At 45.6% G+C, this 20,230-nt stretch carries 14 protein-coding genes; 3 read left to right on the top strand and 11 right to left on the bottom strand.

The features are described 5' to 3' along the window. Nucleotides 1–101: 101 nt before the first annotated feature. Both MHB49_RS15500 and MHB49_RS15495 read right to left on the bottom strand, forming a co-directional pair. The gene (locus MHB49_RS15500; RefSeq protein ID WP_405157147.1) at nt 102–3,443 is read right to left on the bottom strand and encodes a discoidin domain-containing protein; all 3,342 of its coding nucleotides are present in this window, start codon (nt 3,441–3,443) and stop codon (nt 102–104) included. A gap of 611 nt (nt 3,444–4,054) precedes the next feature. Then, nucleotides 4,055–5,110 (bottom strand): YeiH family protein, encoded by a 1,056-nt coding sequence (locus MHB49_RS15495; RefSeq protein ID WP_405156753.1) that lies wholly within the window; start codon nt 5,108–5,110, stop codon nt 4,055–4,057. A 182-nt stretch (nt 5,111–5,292) separates the two neighbouring features. On the opposite strand from MHB49_RS15495, the gene MHB49_RS15490 reads away from it, so the two are divergent. Continuing rightward, on the top strand, nt 5,293–6,186 hold the full coding sequence (locus MHB49_RS15490) for a LysR substrate-binding domain-containing protein (RefSeq protein WP_405156752.1): 894 nt from the start codon (nt 5,293–5,295) through the stop codon (nt 6,184–6,186). A 29-nt stretch (nt 6,187–6,215) separates the two neighbouring features. Here MHB49_RS15490 and MHB49_RS15485 read toward each other — a convergent pair whose 3' ends face one another. The 8 genes from MHB49_RS15485 to MHB49_RS15450 all read right to left on the bottom strand — a co-directional run bounded on the left by MHB49_RS15485 (nt 6,216) and on the right by MHB49_RS15450 (nt 16,954). Then, on the bottom strand, nt 6,216–7,838 hold the full coding sequence (locus MHB49_RS15485; protein ID WP_405156751.1) for an alpha-glucosidase: 1,623 nt from the start codon (nt 7,836–7,838) through the stop codon (nt 6,216–6,218). 59 nt (nt 7,839–7,897) lie between these two features. Further along, nucleotides 7,898–8,791: a carbohydrate ABC transporter permease gene (locus MHB49_RS15480; protein WP_405156750.1), complete on the bottom strand. Its 894-nt coding sequence runs from the start codon at nt 8,789–8,791 to the stop codon at nt 7,898–7,900. A gap of 13 nt (nt 8,792–8,804) precedes the next feature. Then, on the bottom strand, nt 8,805–9,719 hold the full coding sequence (locus MHB49_RS15475; protein ID WP_062319870.1) for a sugar ABC transporter permease: 915 nt from the start codon (nt 9,717–9,719) through the stop codon (nt 8,805–8,807). 63 nt (nt 9,720–9,782) lie between these two features. Beyond that, nucleotides 9,783–11,519: a sugar ABC transporter substrate-binding protein gene (locus MHB49_RS15470; protein WP_405156749.1), complete on the bottom strand. Its 1,737-nt coding sequence runs from the start codon at nt 11,517–11,519 to the stop codon at nt 9,783–9,785. 321 nt (nt 11,520–11,840) lie between these two features. Then, nucleotides 11,841–13,508, bottom strand: a complete 1,668-nt coding sequence (locus MHB49_RS15465; protein ID WP_405156748.1) for an extracellular solute-binding protein — start codon at nt 13,506–13,508, stop codon at nt 11,841–11,843. Between the two features lie 49 nt (nt 13,509–13,557). Further along, the gene (locus MHB49_RS15460) at nt 13,558–14,964 is read right to left on the bottom strand and encodes a response regulator (protein ID WP_405156747.1); all 1,407 of its coding nucleotides are present in this window, start codon (nt 14,962–14,964) and stop codon (nt 13,558–13,560) included. Next, nucleotides 14,961–16,673, bottom strand: a complete 1,713-nt coding sequence (locus tag MHB49_RS15455) for a histidine kinase (RefSeq protein ID WP_405156746.1) — start codon at nt 16,671–16,673, stop codon at nt 14,961–14,963. Before MHB49_RS15455 ends, MHB49_RS15460 begins: the two co-directional genes overlap by 4 nt. A gap of 158 nt (nt 16,674–16,831) precedes the next feature. Then, nucleotides 16,832–16,954 (bottom strand): sporulation protein YjcZ, encoded by a 123-nt coding sequence (locus MHB49_RS15450; protein ID WP_079697598.1) that lies wholly within the window; start codon nt 16,952–16,954, stop codon nt 16,832–16,834. Between the two features lie 237 nt (nt 16,955–17,191). Here MHB49_RS15450 and MHB49_RS15445 point away from each other — a divergent pair, with 237 nt between their 5' ends. Together MHB49_RS15445 and MHB49_RS15440 are read left to right on the top strand one after the other, a co-directional pair. Further along, nucleotides 17,192–17,677, top strand: a complete 486-nt coding sequence (locus MHB49_RS15445; protein ID WP_405156745.1) for a CcdC protein domain-containing protein — start codon at nt 17,192–17,194, stop codon at nt 17,675–17,677. 227 nt (nt 17,678–17,904) lie between these two features. After that, nucleotides 17,905–19,098: a multidrug effflux MFS transporter gene (locus tag MHB49_RS15440; RefSeq protein ID WP_405156744.1), complete on the top strand. Its 1,194-nt coding sequence runs from the start codon at nt 17,905–17,907 to the stop codon at nt 19,096–19,098. A gap of 149 nt (nt 19,099–19,247) precedes the next feature. On the opposite strand, the gene MHB49_RS15435 is transcribed toward MHB49_RS15440, so the two are convergent. After that, nucleotides 19,248–20,126 carry a helix-turn-helix transcriptional regulator gene (locus MHB49_RS15435; protein WP_405156743.1) on the bottom strand — a complete coding sequence of 293 codons (879 nt, stop codon included), beginning with the start codon at nt 20,124–20,126 and terminating at the stop codon, nt 19,248–19,250. Between the last annotated feature and the right edge of the window lie 104 nt (nt 20,127–20,230).

Here is a 20,230-nt window from a genome sequence, read left to right as displayed (position 1 = left end):
TACTCTCTCCATATTTCGAGATATTGTTGAGTCGTTCCACCTCTTCTTAACCTAAAAAAGCAGGGAACTCATTGGAGCTCCCTACTTTTCGTTGAAAAAATTTATTGAATGATCAAATTAAAACCATTTTGAATCTGGTTCACATTAGGGTTCGCAATGTTGCTTGTTGTAAGATTATTGAATGTCGCAGAGCCATTTCCGGTGTAGGTGTATATTGCTGCACCTTTATGTGGTGTCGTAAACCTTGATGTCTCAATTCCATCCAAGCCGGTGCCATTAATGTTGATGTTGTTAAACACAATGTTCTGGAAGCCGCCGCCGTATCCGAATTGAACAGCACTGCGCTGCGTATTGAGGATGTCAATATTGGTAAACGTTACGTTCTTGATGGAATCATTGGAAGCTTCCAGATCAATGGCTCCGCGTTCACCGTTGTACAGATCTTTGCTTGTACCGCTGTTAATAATTGTTGTATCAGAGAACACAATACCTGTGTTGTCCTGGAAATGGTATCCCGGGAAAACGGTATTCATTCGGATTGCGGAACCACCTACCGTATCAACAATCAGGTTGTTGGTTGCCTTATGCCCGCTACCACCAAAAAATGCAATACCTGCTGCACGCCAGTTATTCTCAATTGTGTTGAACGAGAATGTGTTGTTCACACCGGCAGGTGCACCATTCACGTTGCTGGTCCATACAGCCAGACCATCATCACCATTGTTGCGGACGCTGCTGTTACGTACTGTCGAATTGCTCGTGCCTTGGGCAAAGTTGACGCCATCGGCAAGGTTATTCCGAATACGACTGTTCTCTATTACCAGTCCATCAGCAATAATTGCAGGTGTGTGGGCGTAATCTCCCACCCAGAAACCACATTCAAAGTGCTCAACCCATACGTTGCTGAACTTCGAATTTTTGCCGAAATTGTCCATGAAACCTTTGTACACTGCATTCTCGTTATAACGTGAACGCAGCATGGAATTCATATAAATATTGCTGAAATCCAGTTTGCCCTGCACGCGGAAAGAAATCCCCCCGGAGGCTGCATTAGGGTTGGTAAATTGAATATTGGTATGCCAGATGCCTGCACCTACAATGGTGAGGTTGTTAATCATATTCGTCGGCGTGCCAATTTTCCACATATTGCCCAGATGGAACGTGCCCTCAGGGATATATAGAGTTTTGCCTGTGGATACTGCGGATTGGACTGCCGCTTCGAATGCGGCAAGGTCATCTTTTCCATCGTTCGCAATAGCACCGAAATCGGTTACAGAGACGGAGTTAGCCGGACGCGGGATCACCGCCTGAACGGGTTCGATTTCGAGAAAATCCACACCATATTCCAGGTTATCTCCATTGTTCTTCTGAATACGAATGGTGTCTCCCGCTTTTAGCGGCGTATCCATTTTCCAGTGCACTTCATCAAAACGGAACAACGGACGTCCGGCACTCGGTGTATCTCCCGGATGATCGCTGGAGAAGTACTGCCAGTTATAGTAGGAGGTCAAAGGTACTGTTTTCGCCTTAGTCCCGTTGACATAGACGTCAAGCGCACCATTAAGACCCATGCCATCTGCGGAATCCGGCATCGTGAATCGCATGGTTACACCTGCGCCTCCCTCCCCTTGTCGAACAGTCCATTGTGCATAGGAACCGTTGGAAGGCAAGGCAATATACTTCTGCCCTGAGGCTTCCGATGCCGTCAATGCCTGGTCGAAAGTCGGTGCAGACTTCAGCGTTGCACTTCCGCCGCGCGTAGCATCATCCGTATCGTAACGGGTATAAGGCATACTTGCGCCACGGGCAGAATATACGTTCAAACTTGTTGTAGCAACGTTGTTCGTTTGTTTTACCGGAGCTTCATTATTGTCCACTGCAACGGTAGTTGTCACATTGTAATTACCGGTTGTAGCAGTCCAGGTGCCGACATTGACATTGACCGAAGCACCCGGTGCCAATGTCCCTGTATAGGAACCACTGTATGTCTGAAGCGTTGCTCCGGCAGCATTCTTGAGAACCACTGTAACTCCGTGTGAACCACCTGCGGAGGCCATGTTGCCTTGATTTTTCAGATTAACCGTAAATGTTACTGTGCTGTTTGCTGTAGGGGTTCCAGGACTCCAAGAGACCGTGCCTACCAGATCAGAACTTGTAATCGGGGTAACCACCAAAGGAGAGGTGTGTGTGTAACTGTTGTTTCCTTCATTCTCTTCGATGATCTGGTTATTCTCATCTACCTTGGCACTGAGCGTATATGATGCAGCTGCTTTATTGCCAGCATTAAGCGAGACCGTAGTCGAAGCCCCTGCTTGCAAAGCAGCTACTGGAGAGGAACCCGCAAGCTCGTTGTTCAGATAGAAGTTTACGCTAGAAGCTGGAGAAGCGGCAGAACCAATGTTTTTGACGATAGCATTCAGGGTGATGGCATTGTTCTCCACTGGAGACGATGGAGACCAGGACATGCCTGTAATCGTCAGATCAGGATTGGGTGCAGGTGTGCCGAATACCTGAAATTCAGCAATTTGACCGGCAGGAGCGCCCGAGTTCGCCGTAATGTTCAGTTGCAGACGTTTTACCGTTGCTGTAACGGGGATAGTCACGGTGTTGCCGGAAGCCGGGTTGAATGTATACGATTGTGAGGATACCAAGTTGCTGAACGTTGTCGTGTCCTGATTATGTCCAAGCACTTGAATGGTCTGTGTACGGGTGCCCCAGATTGGATCTGGATTCAGTTTAAGTACAATGGATGTAATCTTATGATTGGAGCCAAGATCCAGCGTGAGCGAACTTGGATTGCTGCCACCTTCCCAATACGTATTGATATTGTTATCGTTTGCATTCGCAGCTACGAAGTTTAAGGTGCTGGACGATGCAGTAATCGACTTACCGATGGCGATGTTGCTTCCCTCTGTAGGGATTGGAGGATCCACAGGATCGGGGCCAGGTAGCGTTGGTCCCTCACTGCTCGGGCCGTAAATTTCAAATGTTGACAATTGAGCTGCCGGCCACTCGGAATTACCTGTTACGCTTAAGCGAACGTACCTTGTCTCAACAGCAGGAAAATCGATGGTAACCGAGTTCTCCCCAACCGATGGATTAAATACATAATCCGCAGAACCCACGATATCCGTAAACGATGAACCGTTTGTGCTGCCTTGCACGGTTATCGTTTGGGTCCTCTTTTCCCACACTGTCGGAAGCTTCAATACGATTTGGTCAACATTCATATTGTTGCCAAGATCCACCTGAATCCATTGAGGGAACGCGCTATTGGTACTTTCCCAATAGGTTGCTTGGTTACTGTCAATCACATTGGTCGGGCTGTATGTTTGGTTGTACCCGCTCGCGGTAACCTGTTTTCCCTGTGCCAGGTCCGGTCTTTCGGCTGCTGATACAGGCGATGGAAATCCGACAGTCAGGAATACGTTCGAGATCAGCATCGTTAATACGAGTGACCACACAATGTACTTGTTGCGCAAGTTCAATTCCTCCTCAGGTTATTAGCAAAATGGTTATTGAATGAACATGGACGGTTGATCTGCCTCATCTTTTGCTGCGCCAATCATCACCCCCTTATCAAAATACAAGACAAAATATAGCAAAGGCATACAGCACGGCTTACGCAACCGTAATGTGTAATCGTTACTTAACTTTGGGGAGTTTCTTGGAGAACTGATCTGATTCCCTGCTTTCATTTGGCATATCTGGAATAGATTTAGTATAAACCGCTTTCATTCCTCCTTATCGGACCCCTAGAGACGGTATTCGGACTTCTGCTGTTCCATTTTGGATGTTTGCGAGCAATCTGAAGGCTACTGAGTAGAAAATACATCGTTATCCAGACTTTCCTGTGTGTATTTCAGACTTTTGAACCAAAAGAGGGAAATATTTATATTTTTTCAAGCGATGGATTTATATTTTCCTGGCGCGTTTGTTCTAGATCAATGATCAGCATCTCTGAAACAACAAAAAGCACGCATTCATCCACTAAGGGCCGATGCGTACTTTTTATTAACGTCATAAAGTGAAACAACGAATTGGAATAAACGCCCTAGTTCAGACCAAACCCTCGAACGAGCACGAAGCCGATGACGGATAAAATGACAGAGCCCAGCAATCCTGCCAAAAAAGGTTTCTTGCCCAGACGACGGAAGGTTGCCATATCCACTCCCAACCCCAATCCAGCCATCGCCATCGCGAGCAGCATATAGGACAGAACCAGAAGTCCCGAGATCATCTCTTGCGGAATAATACCCAGAGTGTTTAATCCACTCATGGCCAGAAAACCGAAAATGAACCAAGGTACTGGCAATTCACGCCACCGGATTCCTTTAGATGATTGTTGCTCTCCCCCACGCGCCTGTTGTCCACTCCACAAGCCGATCATCAGCGCAATGGGCACCAGCATGGCGACTCGGGTTAGCTTCACGATGACTGCCATATCCAGTGCCGCTTGGCCTCCAGGTGCAGCCCCGGCGATGACGTGTGCCACTTCATGCAGTGTAGCGCCTGTGAATAGGCCGTATCCTTTCGCACTTAAACCCAATACCGGGTATAGCAATGTATAGGCTAAAGTGAAAATTGTGCCGAGTATCGCCACTGTGGCCGCACCTACTGCCGTTTCTTCATCTTTGGCCTTGATCTGTGGCGCAATCGCGACCACTGCCGCTGCACCGCAGATGGCTGTTCCACAAGCAGTCAGCAGCCCTATTCGTTTGTCGATCTTTAACCACTTGCTCAGTCCGTAGACAACAAAAATCGTGACAACAACATTGATTGCCGCTAGCGCAACGACTTTGTATCCTGCATGGACAATATCCATAAGGTTCAGCTTCAAACCCAGCAGGATGATGCCAAACCGCAGCAATCGTTTTCCCGAAAAGGATATCCCTGATTGCTCGGTCAGCGGAACGCCACGCATCGCCCGGTACAGGATGCCAAGCAGAATGGCAATAACGAGTTGACCCATGATATTCAGAAACGGCAGATAACCCAGCAGCTTGGCAATGAACGAGAGCAGTAAGGTCAGTCCAATTCCCTGCAAAAACCCCCGGTTTCTAACCACTTTTATGTTTTTAACGAATCTCAATGGGGTCTGTAAAATCATAGCTCTACACTTCCTTATGGGATAAAGTATATCCTCACTATAGAAGCAGACAGGAAGGAAGTGAAATATGAATCTGCGATCCTAATCATTATAAAAACTTATGATTGATTGAGCATATTGTGTTAAAATGACTCGAATAGGCTTATTTCCATGAAAATACTCTAATCAAATGAGGAATCATAATGATAACTGATGCGCTAAAGGTCTTCGTTACCGTTGCGGAACAAAGCCATTTTTCTAAGGCAGCAGAGCTGTTGAACCTGTCACAGCCAGGGGTGAGCCTGCATATCAAAAATCTGGAGAATGAGTTGGGAACCAAGCTGCTGCATCGTTCGCCAAAACAGGTGTCTCTGACTGAAGCTGGGGCGATCCTCTACAGACATGCCAAAGTCATTCAAGCTCGCTACGATGAAGCGCGGCAGGAGATTCAGATGCTCCGGGATGAGGTGACCGGAAGTATACAGATCGGAGCCAGCTTCACTATCGGTGAATATATTTTGCCTAAGAAACTAACAGAGTTCGCAGCTCAGTATCCACAGGTAAACATTCAGGTTACGATTGGCAATACTCAAGAGATTCTGTCTGCGGTTAGGGGAAATCAACTGGATATCGGATTTGTGGAGGGTGAAGCGCAAGCCTCGTCAGATCTTGACGTTATCCCTTACATGAAAGATGAGATGATCGTTGTAGCTCCTTCCGGTCATCCCCTCTCCGGTTCCGTCGTGGTAGAGCAGAACATGCTTCAGGATCAGGTCTGGGTTCTTCGTGAGTTAGGTTCAGGAACACGTGCGTTTAGCGATCATTATATGGAACAGACTGCGATCCGTCCCAAGCGATCCTATGTCTTCACCAGCAGTCAGGGTGTGAAGGAAGCTGTCGCTGCCGGGCTCGGAATTGCTCTGGTATCCAGATGGATTGTTCATAAGGAGCTGGCAACAGGGGAAGTCGAAGAACTACGAATCAGACAGCTGCATCTGGAACGCAGCTTCTCCATCATTCGGCATAAGGAACATACGCATTCCATGGCGCTTGATGTTTTCTTGCAGAAGCTTCTTTTCGTCAAAAAAGAGGATTGATGGCTATTCGCCACCAGCCCTCTTTTGAACTACACAAGCAGATACATTCTTGCTTCATATGGACGAAGTTCGTTCTCTGAGACAACATCCGAATAGTTACTAATTAATAATGTTTTATCCCCTGCAAATCCCCCAGGTATCTGGAATGGAACAACTTTGCCATAGAAGTTGCACAGGACTAGCAATTTGGTATCACCAAGTGTTCGTGTGTAAGCGAAAAGGTTGGTGTCTTCCGGATACAACAGTTCATACTCCCCATAGATGATTACTTCATGCTCTTTTCGCAGCTGAATCAGTGTTTTATAGTAATGGTAAATGGAATTCGGATCATGTATAGATTCTTCCGCATTAATCTCCGTGTAATTCGGATTCACCAAAATCCATGGTTTGCCTTCCGTAAAACCCGCATTTTCGGAAGCATCCCACTGCATCGGCGTACGTGCGTTATCACGGCCTTTGGCATAAATGGATTCCATCACATCTTCCTCAAGATACCCATGCTCCACTCGTTCCTTATACAGATTCAGCAGCTCAATATCACGGTATTCTTCAATAGGGTAACGTACATTCGTCATGCCTATCTCTTCACCCTGATACACATATGGCGTACCTTGCATGCCATGCAGAAGAGTCGCCAACATTTTGGCAGACTGTACACGATATTCCCCGTCATTTCCCCAACGGGACACGATCCGCGGAAGATCATGGTTATTCCAGAACAAGCTGTTCCAGGCTTCGCCCTTCAGCTCGGTCTGCCATTTGGATAACACTTTCTTTAATTGAAGCAGGTCCAGTGGTTGGAGGTCCCACTTGCCTTTCCCCTCCTGCTCATCCAGGCTAATATGTTCAAATTGGAAGACCATGGATAGTTCACTGCCATCCGGGTTGCTATAAAGCTTGGCACTTTCGGGCGTGGCTCCCCAGGTTTCTCCGACAGTTAGCAGATCACCCTTTTGGAATGTCTCTTTACTGAGTTCACGCATATATTGGTGCAGATTTGGCCCATTGCCTGTAATTTTGAGGTCAGGCTGTTTGCCAATCAGATCGATAACATCAAGACGGAAACCGCCTACGCCTTTATCCATCCACCATTGAATCATATCGTATATCTCTTTCCGTACCTTGGGGTTCTCCCAGTTCAGGTCCGGTTGTTTAACAGAGAAGAGATGCAGATAATACTGTCCCAACTCAGGAACCCATTCCCAGGCCGATCCACCAAACGTTGAACCTAAATCGTTGGGTGGTGTTCCTTCCACACCGTCTCTCCATACATAATAATCGTGATACGGATTATCCTTGCTTTTCCGGGCTTCCTTAAACCAGGGGTGTTCGTCTGAGGAGTGGTTAAGCACCAGATCCATAATAATTCGGATGTCCCGCTTTCCTGCCTCCTGAATCAGCAATTCCATATCCTTAAGTGAACCAAACATCGGATCAATATCCTGATAATCCGAAATATCATACCCGTTATCATCTTGCGGAGACTTGCACACCGGTGACAGCCAGATCGCACCGATGCCAAGCTCCTTCAGATAATCAAGTCTGGATAATATGCCTTTCAGATCCCCGATTCCATCACCATTGCTGTCCTGAAAGCTGCGGGGATAAATTTGATATACGACAATTTCTTTCCACCATTTTTTATTTTCCATAGCGCACCACCTTTCTCTTGAACCAGATTCTGCTCATCCAGACTTTGTTCCATTCACGATTATTCTTTTACCGACCCCACAACAATTCCGGTCACAAAGTATTTTTGCAGCAGCGGATAAATCAGCAGCAGTGGAATGACAGCTACTACGATTTTGGCTGCATTCAGATTTTTGTTCGAAATCTCAGTCAGATTGCTGAGCTGAGCGGAGTTTGTACCGGATTGAAGAAGTTCTGCAATATTCACATTAAGCGACTGAATATAGGTCATCAGCGGATAATTGCTAACTTTGGTCATATAGATCAGTCCACTGAAGAAGTCATTCCATGTACCCACGATGCTGAACAGGGATACCGTCGCCAGTGCCGGAATAGATACGGGAACATACACTTTGAACAGAACCTGCAATGCGTTCGCTCCGTCAATGAAAGCCGCTTCTTCGAGTGCTTTCGGCACTGCGGCGAAAAAGTTCATCACCAGGATGACACTGAATATCGGAACAGCACCTGGCAGTACAAGCGACCAAATGGTATTGAGCATATCCAGGTTTTTGATCAACAGATAACTGGGGATCATTCCCCCACTGAACAGCATGGCAAAAATCATGATATTCATATAAATATTTCTGCCCTTAAACTCCCTTTTCGATTTGGACAGCGGGTAAGCCATCAAAACAATAAGAATCATGTTGAGCACAAGAGATAAAGCCACACGCAGAACGGAAATGCCAAAAGAGCGCCAGAACTGCGCATCATCAATAATTTTCAAATAAGCCGCTGTTGTAAACTTGACGGGTAACAGACCTACGGCATTGGCCGAGACGGCCTCGCTGCTGCTGAATGAAATCGCAACGATATTCCATAATGGAAGGAGGCAGATCAATGCCAGCAGTATAACGATGGCGTAGATGACAAACCGGCCCATTCGGTCTTTCAGGTTTGCGGAATAAGACACAAGTTTCGCCTCCTTAGAAAATTTTTCTGTCGGTGTATTTTTTGGCCAATTCGTTGGCTGACAATAACAGAACAATACCGATCACTGACTTGAACAAACCAACAGCCGTACCAAAGCTGTATTGTCTGCCAACAAGACCAATCCGGTATACATATGTATCCAGAATATCGCCTGACTCATAGACAACCGGGTTATACAGATTGTAGATTTGGTCGAAGCCTGCACTCAAAATATTGGTCAGACTCATGACACCCATGAGCAGAATAATAGGCAGCATGCCTGGCAACGTAATATGCCATACTTTTCTCCACCAGCTCGCTCCATCCATCCCCGCCGCTTCATATAGACCGGGATCAATCGAGGTAATTGCAGCCAAATAAACGATGGAGCTGTAACCGAATTCCTTCCATACGTCCGTCCCGATAATTAACGGCTGAAACCAGGTGTTGCTTCCGAGAAAATTAATATTTTCCAAGCCGAAAAAGGCCAAAATCTGATTCACACTTCCATCCAGACTGAACATGTTAACCACCACGGAGGCCAGCACGACCCATGACAAAAAGTGAGGCAGATAAACTATGGTCTGCACGGATTTTTTAACGAATTTAAAGCGAATTTCGTTTAATAAAATGGAAAAAATGATGGCCATCAGGGTGCCGAGTAGAATCTTGGCGATGGCAATCACCAACGTATTGCTGATTACTTGACCGATGTCCGGCAGCTTGAACATATAAATAAAATGCTTGAGCCCCACAAACTCGGAGCCAAACATACCTTTGGCTGGTACGTAATCCTGAAACGCCGTAATGACACCAACCATCGGAATGTAGCTGAATACCAGCAAAAATAAAATGCCAGGCAGCATCATCATATGATACATGGCACCCGTGCCCAAGCGGTTTCTTGCTTTATATTTTTCCTGTTTCATGGATGAACCCCTTTCCCTGAAGAAAGGCTGCTTATCGCAGCCTGTCAGCAGTGTTAGCTTCATTTATTTTTGGGATGCGGTTTCGGTCTCGATCTCCTGGATCACTTGGTCGCCGCCTTGTTTCTTCCAATTGCTTACGAACGTTTCGAAGTAATCCAGCGGTTCTGCACCCGTTATGATTTTGATGAAAGATTCCTGTTCCATCTTGGTCAGGTTAGCCCACGTCTGTTTCATGCTTGGTGTAGTTCCAGAGAACGCTGGCGTCATCCAGTTGAATTTGCCTTCCTGCGTCAGCTTGTCGATCAGCCCCACTCCGTTTATACGGGAATGATATTTCGACCAAGCGGTTAGATCATCTGTATCCTGGTCTTTCAAATACGTTTGGATACTGCCAATATTGTTCTTCGATTCGGTTGTACGGACCTGATCCAGACCGATCTCACCTTTAATTCCACGAACAACGTCGGAGTAATCATCCAGCAGGGATGTTGCCGAGTTCACTTCAATATTAAAAGGTCTGGTTGAACCGTCTACGCCGCTTTCCAGATACTTCGCTGCCTCTGGCATGGTAGTTGCGACATCTTTGTCATTTGCCAATTTATCGTAGAACAGATTAATAATTTTAATCGCAAGTTCCGGGTGTTCATACCCTTTTCTCACAACGATGAACTGACCGGATGGATTGGCGTGTGCCACGTTTACCTTACCGTCTGCATCCTCCAGCGTGTAAGCCGTGAATTTCGCATGTTTATCCATCTGCTTGACACTGCTCAGTCCCCAGTCTGGAATGTGCCATGGTCCAAAAGCAATGCCGCTCTGACCATTGGTGTAGAGTGCAGTGATATCGTCAAATGTTCGGGTTCCAAATTGCGGGTCAATGATACCTCTCTTGAACCAGTCGGCCATGATGCCCAGCATCTGCTTCGTTTCCTCTGTAGTTGAACCATAAACGATGCTGCCGTCTTCACCCTTCATCCAATATTGAGGATACGCCCCTTCAGTTGAAGCAACACCCAGCATGGTATAGGCAGAACCATTATAGTCCGTCGTATTCAAGGTGTTCACAAAAGGAATCCCCACCGGTTTCCCGGTCTGCCCAGGATCTTTTTTCAGGAACTCTTCTGCTGTTTTCTCTACATCTTCCAGCTTGATCGCACCGTCTCCATCCGCATCGAGTTTGATTCCCAGCACATCCAGCCAATCCTGACGAACCCAGACCATGGTTGGTGCGGAATCCAGGGAAGTCGCCGGAAGGCCCATCAGTCGGCCATCAATCGTGGCATTGTCCAGTGCGCGGCCATCGTAGGAGTCGTAAGTCTGCTTGATATTATCGGTGGCATACTGTTTGTACACTTCCGTCAGATCTTCAATCAGATCATTATCAACCAGTTCTTTAAGTTCATCCTTGGAATCGACACGCATCATATCGGGCAGTTCCCCGGAAGCGATTGCAAGAGAAACCTGACGACTGTAATCTTCACCGTTAGCCTCAAATTGGTCCTTAATTTGTGCGTTAAACGCTTCTTTGACCAGACGGGTATACGCATTGTTCTCGTATGTATCTCCTGCCGGCAATTTCGGATTCGCCGTCGTAACACGCCCCATCGTTACCGTCACTTCGTCTTTATAGGCACTGAACGGGTCTCCTGGTGTCACCTCATACTGGCCCGCATCCTCCGCCGTCGGCGGATTGGAGGCCCCCCCACAGGCTGCCAGGACGGAAACCATCAGGGCGGACATGGATAGCACAGCCAGTCGTTTCGTCAACTGTTTGCTTTTTATTGACCAATTTTTACTCATCAAATTCAACTCCCCTTCGTTCTGATTATTTCTCTATCATGTTGTTTGCGCTTTCATTATAAAACTTGGAGAAGCTTAATCGGGATAGGGATTAAACGCTTGTTTGGATAGAGAAGTGTATACAGTTTTCACTCGGATCAACGAGCAACATGAAGGTTGTGAACATTTATCTTACCTATCGGCTTACATTTATCTACCCTCATTCGTAAGCGAGTTTGGCACAAAGAAAAACCGGCAAACTCCTTAAACAGGAGTCTACCGGCTATGAAGGATTGAATAAAGTAAAAAACGTGTGGAATTCAGCATATTTAGGTTAGCACTTCAGCGCTGCTTCTGGGAAGCAGTCACTTCAGCAGTCACTTGGTCGCCTCCCTGTTCTTTCCACTCCTGTACAAATTGATCGAATGAATCGATCGGTGCAGCGCCTAAAATAATTTTCAGAAATGTATCATGTTCCAGCTTGGACAATTTGCTCCATATTCTCTCCACCGCTGGCGTTCGTTTGTAGGTAAGGCTTCGAACTTTATGGATATTCGGATCAAAGAAGTTTCTTCCACCCACGAGCAGTGAATAACCACGCATAAAGTTCTCGTTGTGCTGATCCCAATACGAAATGCCAAGTTGATCATAAGGCTTTAGCTTGGTTTGTTTAATCGTCGAAACTGTATTTTCCAGCAGCTTATATTCGGACTTGTCCTTGAAATCGGCTGGGGTTTTGGTTCCGGCCAGAATCTCCTGCACGGCCTTGGATTCATATCGGGCTTCATCTGCCGGGGCAAAGAAATTGCGACTGAGCATAAAACTCGTACCATACTTGAACTCATCACGGAGGTATAGATTGTTTATTTTAATGATCGCTTCCGGATGAGCATACCCTTTTCTTACCACCAGGAAAGAACTCGAGGGATTAGCCACCTTCACATGATATGCTCCGTTTGCATCAAGCGGGAGCGCGTATGCCTGCCAGTTCGCCTTTGGATCATTCAGCCATGCGCTTGGAAGCGGCCAGTAGCCCGCAAAGAAACCTTGGAAGAACATCCCCGCCTGTCCGTTAATGACGGTTTCTTCCGGCTCTTTACGGATGCCCAGATCTGGATCAAGGAGACCTTTGGCATACATATTACGAAGCCTGACCAGGGCGTTTTTTGTCTCTGGTAGAATTGAACCGTATACAGGTTCTCCATCTTTCTCAAGCCAATATCCGGGAAAAGATCCATAAGCCGAGAAGATCGGTGTCAGATCAAAAGCAAATCCGCTGTTGTTAAAATCATTAAACAGACTCGTGCTTGAGGCAAGCCCGATTGTATCCCGTTTCCCGTTTCCATCCGGGTCCTGCTCCACAAAAGCCTTTGCGATCTCTTCCAGTTCATCCACCGTTTTTGGTGGTTTCAATCCAAGACGATCCAGCCAGTCCTGCCTGATCCAGAGCATGCTGAAATCTTCCGCAGTGACAGATGGAACAGCCATCATTTTCCCTTCAAAGGTCACTTGTTCCCGTGCCAATCCATTGGTGCTGTCAATAATTTTCTTCATCTCGGGTGAAGCACTGTTTGTATATGCCTCGGTCAGATCTTCAATTTCTCCTGCTTTGACCATCTCGTTCAACTGAACCTGATTAACGATCATCGCATCTGGCAAATCATTGCTGGCGATAGCCAAATCAATTTTCTGACCGAAATTCTCCTTGGATACCTGCCACATGACCTCGACGTCAATGTTGAGGTTTTGCTTAATTACCGTTTTCCACATATTCTTTTCTAATGTTTCTCCTTCGGAGAGATCCGTACCTGTGGGGTCAACCACATATCCCAACCTTATGGAGACTGGATTTTTATATTTACCAAATGGATTTATGGTGGCTGTGTCAGAGATGGTTGTTGCTGGCGCCAGTGGTGAATCCCAAGATTCACGTAAATAGGAAATACTGAAAAATACGATACCTGCAATCAAGCTGACGACAACAACACACGCAGCCATCTTCTTGATCATTGCTTTCCCTTCTTTCACCGGATTCTCAGTCGGTTGTGCGGAGCACACACTATTTGTCCGCTCTGCCTAATTGTCGATATTCACTCGGCAGCACGCCTGTCAGTTCGCGAAAGATTCGGCTGAAATATTTCTCATCCGTATAACCCACCCGCTCTGCAATCCAGAAGATCGTGTTGTTTGTGTTCAATAAATACTCTTTCGACTTCTCCATTCGTATATATCGGGAATAATCATTAAAGGTTTTTCCCATGATGTCTTTGAAGCATTGGCTAAAATAGCTGCGGCTAATGTTGAGCTGCTGGGACAGCCCTGAAGCTGTAAATGCCTGATCCAGATCATTCTGCATAATCATTACGGCTTTTTTCACCCCATCTATCATTTCCTGAGAATACGAAGTCTGTTCATCCGCCTTTCGAATACTCTCAGCAGTCTGTTTGATCCACTGTTCCACCTCGTACCAGGATTGAAAAGAATGGATCATGGAGATTCTGCCCAGCGTAGTCTGTGCGAAAAGATGGTTCCACTCCATGACCAGGGAGTACAGTAATCCCATCAGCTGACCTTTTTGCAGCCTTAGAGATCTAAATTCTTCAACAAGCTGGTTGTAATAATTATCGTTATGCGTCCACGGAGATAGAAACCAACTTCGCTTAATCCGATCCATGTCCTCATCCCGAGGTTCTGTTGGAGCTGTATCTTCTTCATTTATAGAAACGGCAATAACCGGATCTTGGGGTTCATACGCATAAAATAAGGACGTTTCTGTATAGTTTATAATCCAGTTTTGAATTTGCGACCATGTCCGTTCCTGTACATCAGACAGCACCAGTAGCGCACCTTGAGGAACTTGATCCAAATAACCCTTCAATCTATCAAATAGCTGATCCTCTCCACCCTGAGGTACCGCCCACATCCAGCTGTTCCGTTCCACTTCAAATCGGACCTCGTCTACGCTGGGTTCGGATTCAATAGGCCAGATCTGGCCGGATTTTCGTTTCAGTGAAACAAGTGCATACACTTTACGATAATGGACGTTAGTTTCACCTAGCTGCGGCAGCTTTCGTCTTGTATTCGTGAGCTCACCAATCCGGGTATGTATTCGATTCAGTACATGTTCGAATTGTTCCTTCTCAAGCTGAACTTTGGCTATATAGTCGATCGCTCCCAGCCGAAGCGCTTCCTGGATATAATCAAAATCCTGATGAAGGGTAAGCACGACAATATGAAGTTCCGGGTAGATCTGTCTTGCAGCTCGCATCAGTTCAATGCCTGACATCACAGGCATCGCAAGATCGGTTAACATCAGATCTACCGGGTTGGATTCCAGAAAATCCAGCGCTTTAGCCCCGTTACTCGCTTCTCCCACAACCTCCATGCCGAACTCATCCCATGGCATCGCGGAGCTTATTCCTTTTCGTACCAATTTATCATCATCCACAATCAATACCTTAATCATGCCGAGATATCTTCTCCTTTGATCGGAAGTATAAGCAATATGCTTGTGCCTGTTCCCAATTCACTCTCAATCACCAGTTGAGCTTGATCTCCGTATTGTGCTTTTAACATACGGTGAACATAATTGAGCCCAATGCCCATCCCTACTTTTTGATGTTCGGCTACACGATTATTCAGAAGTCTTTCAATTGCTTCCTCCGTCATGCCTGCTCCATTATCCTGAATCATAATGTTCAGCGTTTCTTTGCGTATCACTTCAATTTGAATAAAACCTTCGTCGCTCAGTCCATGGTAAAGTGAATTTTCAACCAGCGGCTGTAGAATAAAACGAGGTACCGGTATTTGAAGCACTTGTTCATCAGCCGAAATGCGCACATCAAATTCAAAGTCATAACGGATTTGCTGCAGAATTAAGTACTGTCTAAGCGCATCAATTTCCTCTTCCATCGTGGAAACCTGACCTAACTTGCCCAAATTGTAGTACAACAGCTTATTCAGTGACTGTACCAGCTTATCAATCTCCCCTTGTCCATTCATCACCGCCAACCAGTGCACGGTATCCAATGTATTCATCAAAAAATGAGGATTGATCTGGTACAGCAGCTTCTCCACTTCAAGATCTGCACGAATTTTCTCTTTCTGCTGCACCTCTTTAAAGAGGTCACCGATTTGATGCTGCATATTCGAGAACTCGCCCAACAAAAAATCAAATTCGGGAATTTGTGTGCGGGTCTGGCTGCCTGTCGTTTGTGGATTTTGAGACATTCCGTTGATTTCCGAATGGAACAGTCCGAGGGGTTTATACACCATCTTCCACAGCAGCCAAGCCAGAAATACCGTAAAACCAAGGAAAAATAAAGCGACCAGCAATATTTGAAGCAACCACTGGTTTTTCTCCTGTTGATACTTGGCCTGCGAGATTACGGACACAACGCTCCAGTTCTGAGTGGAATCCTGCCTGAACCAATGATGATCACGAGCTATTCCGTCGGACACTGCACCCTTCGATAAGCTGGAGAAATTCTCCCCCACTTTCATCGCTTCCGGAATCTCACTGTACACAATGTTTCCCTCTCCATCGAGGATCAGATGGGATACATCCCCCTTGTACTGATTGTAACCCAATATATCCTGTGCAAGATGAAAACCAGATTCAACGTAAATATAAACATCGTCCCTCTGGGGTAATTTTACCTTCCGCATAGCGGATAAGACGAGTTGATCGTCAAACCGGTTCATACTGACATGAGGACCATAGTAGGTAATCCCATACGCTTTGGAGAGCACAGGCAAAGATTCGGGTGCAAAACGATCCTTTATGGGGAAGTTTCCGAACTGTGTGGAGCCATCCTTCTGAAAATAATACAATGTCAAACCTATATTCGGGTTGGTAAACGTGACGACGTTTAATTCGCTCTTTAATTCATCCCGCGTTTCAATCAATTCAAATATATTGGAGGATGGTTTCAGCACCTCGTCTAACTTCTTGCCTAATGTACCACTGTAGGACAATTGCTGAGTAACATGATTCAGGTTGGTGATCGAATTCTCCAGTGAGGAAGTCACCTGCTGTAAATTGCTCCGAATGCCATCATCGATCTTGTTCGCAAAAATGGAATCAATGGTGTAGTAGGAAATTGCAAATATACTAATGAAGGGGATAAACGCACTGAGAAAAAACAGCAAAAATATTCTTTTTTTGAGTGTCATTCCAACCTATTCTCCTTAACTTCATCCATTCGATGTTGAATGCATAACTCCATAATTATAGATTGATAATTCAATATGTCAAACGCTTTCAAATTGTGATCATGACAAAAAGACCCTGCCAGCGTGATGCCAGCAGAGTTGTTCATAAGGTAAAGGAATTAAACCAGGAAAGCTTTAGAGATGATGACCAACAAGATGAACAGAACAAGGATTGCGCCGATGGATGTGAAACCACCGTATCCACCAAGACCTCCAACATTTCCATATCCTACTTCACTCATGTAATCTCCTCCTCTTTTATGTTATGTCACAAGGTATTCATATTGTTGTGTATTGACAAGGCTATTCACGCAATCATCAAAAAAAGGGGCTCTATCCGCTTATAACAGCAGACAGAAGCCCCATCTTCATAAGGAAGATGACAAAAGTCACCTTAAACGAATTACTTTGTACACTTATATACGATTTAAATATCCTCGATACTTAGGTTACACAAAAAAACAGACGAGGTGCTTACCATGAATCCAATATCTTTAACAATCTCATTATTAATTGTTGTACTTATTTTGAGGGGCGTTATCCAGGGCAGCAAGAAGCCTTTGCACGAATCAGGCCGGAAACTATTAATTCCGATCCTTTATATCTCTACATCTTTGTTTGAATTGTTCGATCCTACGTTGGTGCTTACATCTGGCAGAATGATCAGTTCAATCGCTATAGGTGCGATTCTGTCGATCCCATTAATTCTGCTGACGCAATTTGAGCGGAAATTGGATGGCAAGATGTATTATAAAAGGAACGTATCTCTTTATGTTTTAATTATTGTTATCTTCTCGATCCGATTCTTTGACTTCATGTTCATCTCAGGTATTGATCCCAAGACTCTTGGATTCCTGAATAATGTAGTCGCCTTAACCTATATTGCCATTTGGCGAATGGCCAGCTTCATTAAATTTCACAATTCGAAGTCTAGTACGATTAGCGCTTGGGACAGAACTGCTTAGTCGTACGGTTAGCCAGAGCTGTTTGACTTGCCATATTAAGCATGTTAACCTAGGCCGAGTATCATTAACAATGATTGTAAAACCCTCCTACTCTTATAATGATGAAAGGTAATTCAATAAATGATGATTTATAGTCGTCTCGCCATCATGATGCCCCCCTTTCCCTAGCTAGGCTCATATTCTTGTTGTCATAACAGAGTATAAGCTTGTAGGAGGGCTAATCTATAATGAAGAAATATGCAGTACCATCTTTGCTGTTAATGATTGTTCTTATCGCTTTTCCACAAATCAGTGAGACCATCTACACTCCATCGTTGCCAGATATCGCAGCAGCACTGGGTGTATCTGATAGTTCCGTACAGTTCACATTAAGCATCTATTTTATAGGATTTGCCTTGGGCGTCTTCTGCTGGGGCTGGCTGTCGGACTTGATTGGTCGAAGACCTGCAATGCTGGGCGGTCTCATCGTATATGGGATCGGAAGCTTGATGTGCTTTTATTCGGATTCGATTCAGTTGCTTCTCATTGGCCGTTTCATACAGGCTTTCGGTGCCGCAACTGGCTCGATTATCACCCAAACCATGCTTCGAGAAAGTGTATCGGGAGATCGAAGACATGCGATGTTTGCCCAAATCTCTGCTGTCATTGCATTTACGCCGGCAGTTGGACCACTTATTGGTGGTTGGATTGATCAGGCCCTTGGCTTCAGATGGGTGTTCTTGGCGTTAGTAGTGATGAGCGTGTTGTTGTTCATTTATGCTTTTCTTAAACTGCCGGAGACAACGAACGTTTCTTTACGATCCAAAGTCGCTATACTTCCGGTTGTAAAAAAGATGCTAGCTATGCCGCGCGTAATGGTGTTTGGTGTGTTGATCGGAGGTATTAACGGCGTTTTATTCAGTTATTATGCCGAAGCTCCCTTCATCTTCATTGAACACTTTGATCTGTCGCCTGGCGTTTATGGTTTTCTGGGCATTATTGTGGCCTTGGCATCGGTGGTCGGTGCAATGATCTCCAAAAAATTATTGACCGTTTACGCACCGGAAAAGATCATTCGTTTGGGTTGTCTGGTCATGACCAACGGAGCTCTGCTCTTAACTCTTGGAAGCAGCTTGTCTATGCTGCCCAATCTTTTGCAGATCAGTTGCATGTTATTTGCCATGTTTGTTCTGTTGATTGGCGCAGGTATTGCTTTACCCAATTGTCTAAGTCTTGCGCTTGTTCATTTTCATGATGTGATTGGCACCGCCGGTGCGATATTTAGCTTAGGCTACTATTTGCTGGTAAGCCTTACGACATGGGGAATGGGTGCTCTCCACAACGGTTCATTGCTGATGATGCCTTTATATTTTCTGGGCATTAGCGGCGTAATGTGGTTGCTTGGCAAAGGTTTTATTTTGAAGAGTAATTCATTGAGATAATTCATTAGAATCAGTATGAAAGCCAACTGCCTTATCGAATGCTAGTCCTGTACGAAGCGAGGACTTTAAAGCTTGAACATTTGAAATTCTGGGATATTGAATACGTCATCATCCACCGCCCTTTCGGGCGGTATTTTGTTTGATCATATCTATTCCATGAAATACAACTGATGCTTCTTGCGGTACTCTCCAGGCGTGATGGAAGTTTGACGTTTGAACAACCGTGTAAAATAGTTATGGTCCTGCAGTCCACACAACTCGCCGATACGCTTGAGTGGAAGCTCAGAATGTGCCAATAACCGTTTGGCCTTCTCTATTTGCAGGTGATGCCTGTATTGCAGGGGGCTCATCCCCGTATACTGCTTCAGGCAGCGAGCCAGGTAATCAAAATGATAAAGCAGATCACGCTCCATCTGTCCGGAATCAAACGGTTGCTCGAGGCGTTGACCCAGATAAGTTGCCACCTTCTCGCTTAGAAAATAGGAGCGAGCCTGCGGGCTGTTCTGTCTCATTCCCTTCTGTAATTGCAGCAGGAATTGGCCCAACAGAACATGAAGCTCGACTGAACGCTGACGGGTGAGTACATGGTGAAGCTCAAGCATTTTTTTCAGTATCGGCTCTAGGTTACGTAGATCCACTGCGGCGAATTTGGGAATTTCAATGACTCCTGGGGGAGCCGCAATATCCTGGTCTGTTTGTTGAAGCAAAGGCTGCTCCCAAGTCGTCTTTTCTTTCAAAATCATCTTTTGCACAGAGGAGAGCTGGAAATGAATCCAGTATACCTCCGTCTGCACATCCGTTGGTCTATAGCCACGGTGGTCTTTGCCAGGTTCAAGAACCAGCATCATTCCTTCCGCAATCTCGTAACGGAGGCCATCTTCCTCCATGTACAGCGCTCCTTTGGCGCAAATAATAAGATCGAACACATCAAAGCTACGCTGCGCATGCTGCATTCCCGGCTGCCATTCGGTGTGTCCAATGGCTGCTAATAGCGGAAACGGCGGAACTTGAAGTTCAAGTACAAGCATAAGATCCCTCCTTTGTTCAAAATGTAGAGAATGTGCTATCAATAGTCGTGATTGTCAGCTGTATTGAAGCTGATGATCGATTAGAGTGGTAGATATAATATGAT

This window comes from Paenibacillus sp. FSL K6-0108 (genome assembly GCF_045040695.1).
Taxonomy (GTDB): domain Bacteria; phylum Bacillota; class Bacilli; order Paenibacillales; family Paenibacillaceae; genus Paenibacillus; species Paenibacillus pabuli_B.
Note: the sequence above shows the minus strand (reverse complement) of the source record. Positions and strands in the feature narration are given on the sequence as shown.

What these genes read in the sequence shown, in the direction of transcription:
- MHB49_RS15475 (WP_062319870.1), bottom strand. Translation starts at nt 9,719, where the DNA reads ATGAAACAGGAAAAATATAAAGCAAGAAACCGCTTGGGCACGGGTGCC.
- MHB49_RS15455 (WP_405156746.1), bottom strand. Translation starts at nt 16,673, where the DNA reads ATGACACTCAAAAAAAGAATATTTTTGCTGTTTTTTCTCAGTGCGTTT.
- MHB49_RS15495 (WP_405156753.1), bottom strand. Translation starts at nt 5,110, where the DNA reads ATGATTTTACAGACCCCATTGAGATTCGTTAAAAACATAAAAGTGGTT.
- MHB49_RS15500 (WP_405157147.1), bottom strand. Translation starts at nt 3,443, where the DNA reads ATGCTGATCTCGAACGTATTCCTGACTGTCGGATTTCCATCGCCTGTA.
- MHB49_RS15460 (WP_405156747.1), bottom strand. Translation starts at nt 14,964, where the DNA reads ATGATTAAGGTATTGATTGTGGATGATGATAAATTGGTACGAAAAGGA.
- MHB49_RS15470 (WP_405156749.1), bottom strand. Translation starts at nt 11,519, where the DNA reads ATGAGTAAAAATTGGTCAATAAAAAGCAAACAGTTGACGAAACGACTG.
- MHB49_RS15445 (WP_405156745.1), top strand. Translation starts at nt 17,192, where the DNA reads ATGAATCCAATATCTTTAACAATCTCATTATTAATTGTTGTACTTATT.
- MHB49_RS15450 (WP_079697598.1), bottom strand. Translation starts at nt 16,954, where the DNA reads ATGAGTGAAGTAGGATATGGAAATGTTGGAGGTCTTGGTGGATACGGT.
- MHB49_RS15435 (WP_405156743.1), bottom strand. Translation starts at nt 20,126, where the DNA reads ATGCTTGTACTTGAACTTCAAGTTCCGCCGTTTCCGCTATTAGCAGCC.
- MHB49_RS15490 (WP_405156752.1), top strand. Translation starts at nt 5,293, where the DNA reads ATGATAACTGATGCGCTAAAGGTCTTCGTTACCGTTGCGGAACAAAGC.
- MHB49_RS15485 (WP_405156751.1), bottom strand. Translation starts at nt 7,838, where the DNA reads ATGGAAAATAAAAAATGGTGGAAAGAAATTGTCGTATATCAAATTTAT.
- MHB49_RS15440 (WP_405156744.1), top strand. Translation starts at nt 17,905, where the DNA reads ATGAAGAAATATGCAGTACCATCTTTGCTGTTAATGATTGTTCTTATC.
- MHB49_RS15465 (WP_405156748.1), bottom strand. Translation starts at nt 13,508, where the DNA reads ATGATCAAGAAGATGGCTGCGTGTGTTGTTGTCGTCAGCTTGATTGCA.